The 8,032-nt window shown below is 42.0% G+C and carries 8 protein-coding genes; 1 reads left to right on the top strand and 7 read right to left on the bottom strand.

Annotation, left to right across the window (positions count from 1 at the left end; genetic code table 11):
* Window positions 1-291 precede the first annotated feature (291 nt).
* Window positions 292-462 carry a hypothetical protein gene (locus tag K6C05_RS01140; RefSeq protein WP_296730465.1) on the top strand — a complete coding sequence of 57 codons (171 nt, stop codon included), beginning with the start codon at window positions 292-294 and terminating at the stop codon, window positions 460-462.
* Here the strand turns inward: K6C05_RS01140 and alr are convergent.
* From alr to K6C05_RS01105, 7 genes are all read right to left on the bottom strand, one after another.
* Entirely contained in the window at window positions 425-1,537 is a 1,113-nt protein-coding gene (alr, locus tag K6C05_RS01135; protein WP_296730464.1) for an alanine racemase, read from the bottom strand. The two genes, K6C05_RS01140 and alr, sit on opposite strands and share 38 nt — an antisense overlap.
* Before the next feature lie 199 nt (window positions 1,538-1,736).
* The gene (gene serS, locus K6C05_RS01130) at window positions 1,737-3,020 is read right to left on the bottom strand and encodes a serine--tRNA ligase (protein WP_296730463.1); all 1,284 of its coding nucleotides are present in this window, start codon (window positions 3,018-3,020) and stop codon (window positions 1,737-1,739) included.
* 107 nt (window positions 3,021-3,127) lie between these two features.
* On the bottom strand, window positions 3,128-3,697 hold the full coding sequence (locus K6C05_RS01125; protein ID WP_296730462.1) for a hypothetical protein: 570 nt from the start codon (window positions 3,695-3,697) through the stop codon (window positions 3,128-3,130).
* 72 nt (window positions 3,698-3,769) lie between these two features.
* A complete protein-coding gene (locus K6C05_RS01120; RefSeq protein WP_296730461.1) occupies window positions 3,770-4,075 on the bottom strand; it encodes an Ada metal-binding domain-containing protein in 306 nt (101 codons plus the stop codon).
* A gap of 227 nt (window positions 4,076-4,302) precedes the next feature.
* On the bottom strand, window positions 4,303-5,031 hold the full coding sequence (locus tag K6C05_RS01115; protein WP_296730460.1) for an MIP/aquaporin family protein: 729 nt from the start codon (window positions 5,029-5,031) through the stop codon (window positions 4,303-4,305).
* A 116-nt stretch (window positions 5,032-5,147) separates the two neighbouring features.
* The gene (gene glpK / locus K6C05_RS01110) at window positions 5,148-6,647 is read right to left on the bottom strand and encodes a glycerol kinase GlpK (protein WP_296730459.1); all 1,500 of its coding nucleotides are present in this window, start codon (window positions 6,645-6,647) and stop codon (window positions 5,148-5,150) included.
* A gap of 162 nt (window positions 6,648-6,809) precedes the next feature.
* A complete protein-coding gene (locus K6C05_RS01105) occupies window positions 6,810-8,030 on the bottom strand; it encodes an anaerobic glycerol-3-phosphate dehydrogenase subunit C (protein WP_296730458.1) in 1,221 nt (406 codons plus the stop codon).
* Window positions 8,031-8,032: the final 2 nt, after the last annotated feature.

Genomic DNA, 8,032 nt, shown 5'->3' with positions numbered 1-8,032 from the left:
CTTGGATATTGCTCCAACAAACTATTGTATGTTTATTACTTCCGAAGAAGTAATACCATCATCTGGCTTGAATCATGTGTGCATGATTCCTGTTGCATTGTTTAGTTTTCAAAGAACACCGCCGACTTCATGAGTCAGCTTCTATATAATATCTCAATAGCAATTCTTTGTCAAGAATTATTTTAAAATAATTTCATTATTTGTAATCCATTTATGATAATGTCTCATTAAACCACAAGAGAAAATGTCCCAAATATGTTATTCTACCTCCTAGGTATGAAGGTAAACAATATGAGAAAGGTTGATTTAAGAATGGAAGAACAGCAGAAGCATGATGTTATCAAACGCCTTGCAGACACAAACGGAAACAAGGACACATCTGTCCTGATGACCTGTCTCATCAATTTGATGAAGCTGGAACATGCTACTTCCCCAGGTATACTCTCGGTACCCGCGGGCTGATCATACATGGCAATTCATAATTTATAGTTCCCAACCATCCTGCTACTTCATCAACTGTAAGATTATCAGATCCAAATAATGTTACCGTATCTCCTTCTTTTATTTTATCGATATCAGTTAAATCCACCATACATTGATCCATGCATATGCGGCCGGCAATTGGTGCCCTCTGACCTCTATATTCCACCTGGGCTTTCCCACTTAACATCCTGGTATATCCGTCTGCATACCCTAAAGGTAATGTACCAATCAGACTTTCCCTGTCAGCTGTCCATGTACAGCCATAACTAATTGATTCTTTAGGTAGTAATTTTTTCAAATATACTATTTTTGCACATAACTTCATTACAGGCTTCAATTCGATTACATGCTTCACCTCATCCGATGGCCACAGTCCATACAATATTATGCCGGCACGCACCATATCAAAGTGTGCCTCAGGCATCTCCAAAATAGCAGCTGAATTTGCAATATGTTTAATCGGGATGTCTACTCCCACATTTTCAACATTAGCTATTGCTGTTTTAAAATCAGCCAACTGTTTTTTTGCATAACTTTTATTTTCAGCATCTGCCAAGGCAAAATGGGAAAATATTCCTTCCAGATTTATTCCGGGCATTACCGAAATCCCCTTGGCAAACTCCCCTGCCAGCTCCGATCTTATTCCGATACGATGCATCCCTGTGTCTATTTTCAGGTGTACCTTTGCTGTTTTATGTTGTGCTACAGCTTCTGCGGATATTGCCTTCGCCTGTTCAATGGTAAAAATCGCCTGTGTGATATCATAGGCCACCAATTCCCTTGCACACTCATTTGGAGTAGCACCCAGTATTAAGATTGGTACGGTGAAGCCTTTTTTCCTCAACATTATAGCCTCACTTAATACTGCCACAGCCAAATATGACGCACCCATCTCTACTGCCTTTTTTGCAACCTCAATCGCACCATGACCATAGGCATCTGCCTTGACAACGGCACACCATTTTGCACCATTCTGAATGCAGCTTTTTATATTCCGTATATTATTCTCCAAAGCTGCCAAATTGATTTCTGCCCATACCGCTCTACCTGTCATAACTATCTCCTCCTTAAACATAATATAGCCTGCCCAAAAGGGCAGGCTATATTTAACTTGGCTAAAGATGTCCCCATTATGTCCTTACAATATTTAATCCCATATTGTACATTAGCGGGGATACTGACAAAACTACCGTCTTTCACCCTAAAAACATAGTCATCATTGACATAGGTATATACTTTTTATTAACTAGCAATTAAAGATTTTCTTTTTTGATTATTTCTATTCCACCCATATATGGTATGAGTGCCTTTGGAACCACTACAGACCCGTCTTCCTGCTGGTAGTTTTCCAGAATTGCAGCAAAAGTACGGCCAACAGCTAATCCCGAACCATTCAATGTATGTACAAATTCCGGCTTGCTCTTTGCATCTCTCCGGAATTTGATATTGGCACGGCGCGCCTGAAAATCCAAGCAATTGGAGCATGATGATATTTCACGGTAACAATTTTGTGCTGGCATCCATACCTCAATATCGTAAGTCTTGGCTGACGTGAAGCCCATATCACCTGTACACAAAAGAACTACATGATATGGAATTTCCAGGATGCGAAGTACATCCTCCGCATCGTCGACCATTTTCTCCAGCTCATTCCATGAATCCTCTGGCTTAGTGAACTTAATCAGCTCAACCTTATTGAACTGATGCTGTCTTATAAGTCCTCTGGTATCGCGCCCGGCACTACCGGCCTCTGCTCTGTAACAGGCAGTATAAGCACAATAGTATTCGGGTAATTTGTCCCCATCAAGGATTTCTTCTCTATGGTAATTAGTAGTTGGAACCTCAGCAGTAGGAACCATATAATAATCCAAGCCATCTAATTTGAACATATCCTCGGCAAATTTAGGCAACTGGCCTGTACCGATCATGCTGTCCTTATTTACAACACATGGCGCCAGCATTTCAGTATAACCGTGCTTTGTAGCATGGAGATCCATCATAAAGTTGATAAGGGCACGCTCCAGTCGGGCACCCAATCCCTTATAAAATGTAAATCTGGCACCTGTAACCTTTGCAGCGCGCTCTGCATCAATAATATCAAGTTCTTCGCCCAAATCCCAGTGTGCCTTTGGTTCAAAGTCAAATTTTGTAGGGTTCATGAATTTCCTTACTTCAGGATTATCTGTATCATCGACACCATAAGGTACATCATCCTTTGGCATATTAGGAATGCTGAGCATAATATCACGAATATTGCCTTCGATGTCCTTCAACTGACTGTCCAATTTGGAAATCTCATCACCGACTGCCTGCATTTCAGCAACTATTGAATCAGTGTTTTCACCAGCCTTTTTCATTACACCAATCTGTTTGGACGCAGTATTACGCTTTGCCTTAAGATTCTCGACCTCAGACAATATCTCACGGCGTTTTTTTTCGATATCAATAAACCCGTCCAGGGACAAACTATTATTTCTTTTTTTAAGCATTTCCTGAACAGCTTCCATATTTTCTCTGACAAATTTAATATCTAACACCTTAATGACCTCCATATAATCAGGAAGGAATCTTCCCTAATTCTCTCATCTCTTTATTATACTTTAAAATAATGTTTTTGTAAAAAAATGTCTCATAAAGCACTATATTAAACACGAATTTCAAAATGCTTATGCTGGTCATCATCTTTTTTATCATTTTTATTTTTTACAGCCTCCACCTCATGCCTGTCCTGTTTAGGAGCAGCTTGGTCCGGAGATTGCCTTGCAGGTGATTTTGATTTCATTATATTCATCAGTGTAAAACCTGCAAAAGCCGCCAAAAATACAATTACAAAAGGCCATATGCTAATCTGTCCCATCTGATTTCCAGTATGAACATTTATGCCTGGATTTTCCGTCGGCACCTGTGTTTCCTGCTGCATTACTGGCGCTTGTGTCTGTATTGTGTTTTTCGCTGTTCCATCATTTGCTTCCTGATCTGTATCAGTCTTTCCGGTATCACTCTGTTGCTTGGTATGTTCTCCTGAATTTGTATGCTGCCCGGTTGTCTGATGGCTATCCGGAGATGATATAGTTATATGTACGCCAAAATCCTTGCTCGGAGGAGAAGCCATTGGCGTATCAGTAGCATTTCCGGAATCTTGAGAATCAGTCTGGTCCTTAGGCGAAACTGGTGGGACCGGTGCAGTAGGTGGAGTTGGTTTTTTTATTGCCATAATTATGCCTCAACACTAAAAGGCCCTTGCAAAACAAGTTAACAAAGGCCTTTCCTTTTCAGGTTTTCATTATCATTCATTTGGCTTGCAGCGCTTGCAAGGGACATAACCTTCCTTCTCTGCCTTCTTATTATTCTCTGCGGCAGTTGTCCCTTCGTTAAAGTATACTGGATTGACTATAGTCTTTGCCTTTGGGCAATCAGGCCGATGATAAAGTCCGGTATAAGTGTCACCAACCCGTTCAATCTCGGTAGTAGAGATATTATTAAAATCGTTGTTCATTGAAGACTGATACAATGAAAGACCTATAAATCCTATTAAAAAAACTGCCAGCAAGCCAATAATCAATTTCACCATTGCTTTTTTCTTATCATCCATTATAATTTCCTCCTACAACTTACTATCACATATTATATCATCTGTCATTATTTTAGTATATATGATAACTTAATTGTTCAAATTTTTCTTGTTCGTAAAAGTAAATTTTCCACAATCAGGCTGGCTATGTATCCCAACAGGAAATATCAATATTAATACAAAACACCTCTGCCTACATTCAATACAGGCAGAGGTGCTGTTTTTGTAATTACCTTTTAATTAAACTATCAGATTATGCCGGTTGCACTTGCTACAACATAAGCCAATACACCACCGCAAAGTGGAGCAACTACAGGAACCCAAGCATAGCCCCAGTTGCCATCACCCTTGTCAGGAATAGGCAGAATTGCATGTGCAATTCTTGGACCAAGGTCACGAGCTGCGTTCATTGCATAACCGGTAGGACCACCAAGGGAAAGACCAAGTGCCCAGATCAGCATACCTACAAGATAAGGACCAAAGCCAGGAGCAAGACCAATTTCTCCGCCTACACCCTTGGAGAAGATACACCAGATACCGAACATCAGGAAGAAAGTAGCAATAAGCTCGGCAATGAAACCGGTCATATGGTTACCTGCTGCATTACCAGTGGAGAATACACCCAGCTTGCTTCCTTCAGTCTCAGCCCAATGTGGGAGATATGCGAGGTATACAATGATTGCACCAACAATACCACCAAGAATCTGGATGATAGAGGTAGCACAGAACTGAGGCCAGGTATATACACCAGCCAAAGTCTTTGCAATAGTAACAGATGGGTTCAAGTCAGCCTGAGGAGCACCCAAAGCTACAGAAGTGTAAACACCAAACAATACTGCAAAACACCATCCAGTAGTTGTGCAGATCCAACCACCGCCATGACCACAGGTCTTAGCCAAAGTCATATTGGCATTAACGCCACAACCAAATACCATGAGTACCATGGTTCCCACAAACTCGCCTAACAAATTATCCATTTTTTTATCCCTCTTTCAAAAAATTAATGAATGAAACCTCATTCATGTCTGGTGCCAACATCCCCAAACAGCTGACACCAGTCCATGAATTTATTAAAACGCCTATTATGATAATATTAGTCTTCGTCCAACCAATGCATTGAATGCTTAACAGCCTTCTTCCAACCCTTGTAGAGCTTGTCAGCATCTTCCTTAGGCATTACAGGCTCGAAGCGTACATCCAGCTTCCATGCAGTCTTCAGTTCTTCCTTGTTTGCCCATACACCTTCAGCAAGACCAGCAAGATAAGCTGCACCAAGTGCAGTAGTCTCAATGATCTGAGGACGGTCTACAGGAACACCGAGAATATCAGCCTGGAACTGCATCAGCAGATTGTTGGCAACAGCACCGCCATCAACCTTCAGGGAAGCCAACTTAATGTTGGAATCTGCTTCCATAGCACCAAGTACATCCTTGGTCTGATAAGCCAAAGATTCAAGAGTAGCACGAACAATATGAGCCTTGGTAGTACCACGGGTAATACCAATAATCATACCACGGGCATTCTGATCCCAATATGGAGCACCGAGACCAACAAATGCAGGAACGAGATATACACCTGCAGTGTCACGAACCTTCTTGGCAACCCACTCGGAATCAGGAGCGGAATCAACCATACGCGCACCATCACGGAGCCACTGGATAGCTGAACCAGCTACGAAGATAGACCCTTCAAGAGCATACTCTACCTTGCCATCAAGTCCCCAGGCGATGGTAGTAACCAAACCATTCTTGGAGTCATAGATGTCAGTACCGGTATTCATCAGCATGAAGCAGCCAGTACCGTAGGTATTCTTAGCCATACCAGGCTCGAAGCAGTTCTGACCGAACAATGCAGACTGCTGGTCACCTGCTGCTCCGGAAACTGGAACTGAAGCACCCAAAATTGATGGCTCAGTGAAACCATAACGGCAGGATGAAGGCTTAACCTCAGGCAGCATGCATGCAGGAACCTTCAAATAAGATAAGAGCTGCTCGTCCCACTTCAACTCCTTGATGTTGTACATCAAAGTACGGGAAGCATTGGAATAGTCAGTAACATGGACTTTACCACCAGTTAACTTCCAAATCAACCAGGTGTCAATAGTACCAAAAATCAAATCTCCAGCTTCAGCACGGGCACGAGTTCCCTCAACATTTTCCAGAATCCAGGTAATTTTGGTTCCTGAGAAATACGCATCGATGGTCAGGCCAGTCTTATTCTTGAATTCTTCAGTAAGACCTTTAGCCTTAAGGCCATCAGCAATATCAGCAGTCTGACGGGACTGCCAAACGATTGCGTTGTATACTGGACGCCCTGTGTGCTTATCCCACACAACAGTGGTTTCACGCTGGTTTGTGATACCAATGGCTGCAATGTCGCTAGCTGCAAGACCACTCTGCTCAAGAGCTTCCTTCATAACTGTAGTCATTGTGCTCCAAATTTCATCAGCATCATGCTCAACCCAACCTGGCTGAGGGAAAATCTGAGTGAATTCCTTCTGAGAAACACCTACAATCTTAGAGTTTTCATCAAAGATGATTGCTCTGTTGCTTGTAGTTCCAGCGTCTAACGCCATAACATACTTCTTTGCCATTTTTTTAAATCCCCCTTAAAATTATAAATATTCTGCCAGTGGACCTCTCTAACCCTCTGGCATATCTATGATAGATTCAGGCTGTAGGGGATCCTCACTGAAACCCCCCTCATTATCTCCCTTAATGATATCTGCCTTGAATCTTCTCATCATTACTGAGGCTTACATCTCGTAAGCCTTTGCCAACACCTGAATTGGATGCGTGGTCTTTGCATTAGTACCATGCCTTATCTGTTCACGGCAAGTACCACAATCGCATACAACTTTGTGTGCCCCACTGGCATTAATCTTATCAAACAGTTCAGAGCCGATCTTCATGGAAGTCTCATAATTCTCCTTATGGAAACCATATGAACCGGACATACCACAGCAACCTGCATCCGCACTGTCAATATTTACGCCAATCTCCTTCAGGAGATCAACTGCCGGCATACCCATGCCCTGCGCACGAAGATGACAAGGTGCATGATAAATAAACTTCTTATCAGATGAAACCTGTACCTTCTTCAGCTCACCCTTGTCAGCAAGAATTGTCAGGAATTCAAATGCATCATATACATTCTTTGCAGCCTCAGCCATTTCTTCCTGAGCGAAAAGTTCAGTATATTCAGCCTTTAACATCAATGAGCAGGAAGTACAGCAAGCAACTACAGGAATCTGCTTTGCAGCGTATTCATTAATAATTGCAACATTATTATCTGCATGACTTCTTGCCTCATCAAGATAGCCGCCTACAACCAACGGAGAACCACAGCACTTAAAGCGATCATCCATGAGGACCTTGTAGCCATTGGCATTCATAACCTTGACAAAAGCTACACCAACCTCTGGATCATTAGTATCAATATAGCAGCCAGGGAAGAACAAAACTTCCTTGGTGAGGCCTTCAGGCTGTTTAATTTCCTTGTATATTTCACGGAAATATTTAGTGGCAAATCTTGGTGATTTACGCTGAGGAGAAATCCCCATAGCACCCATCATACCCATTGCTTCACCAATGGACATGCCAATATTTGCACAAGTTCTGCCAAATGGGATACTCTTAAGCATATCAGCCATCTGGAAATTGTGGCTGAGCATCTTATCAGCCTGAGTATGCTTCTCTGGATGAGCCTTATAATATTTAGCACGTTCCAACATGTTAAGGGTTGCAACAGATACACCGTTAGGACAGGTGATATCACAATTTTTGCAGTTGGAACATAATTTCAAAGAATCCTCATAATCATGCTCATCAGAAAAATGCATACGATTATGAGCAGGACCAACAAGTTTTGGCCCTCTATAGTCTGGATTAGCCTTGGTAACCGGACACACTGCCACACAAGATGTGCAGGCAATACAATTATCGGCTGAATCTCTTGCTCTTTCTTCTAACTCCATAA

This window comes from Anaerovibrio sp., from assembly GCF_024697385.1.
Classification (GTDB): Bacteria; Bacillota; Negativicutes; order Selenomonadales; family Selenomonadaceae; genus Anaerovibrio.
This window is presented reverse-complemented; position numbering and strand designations above follow the sequence as displayed.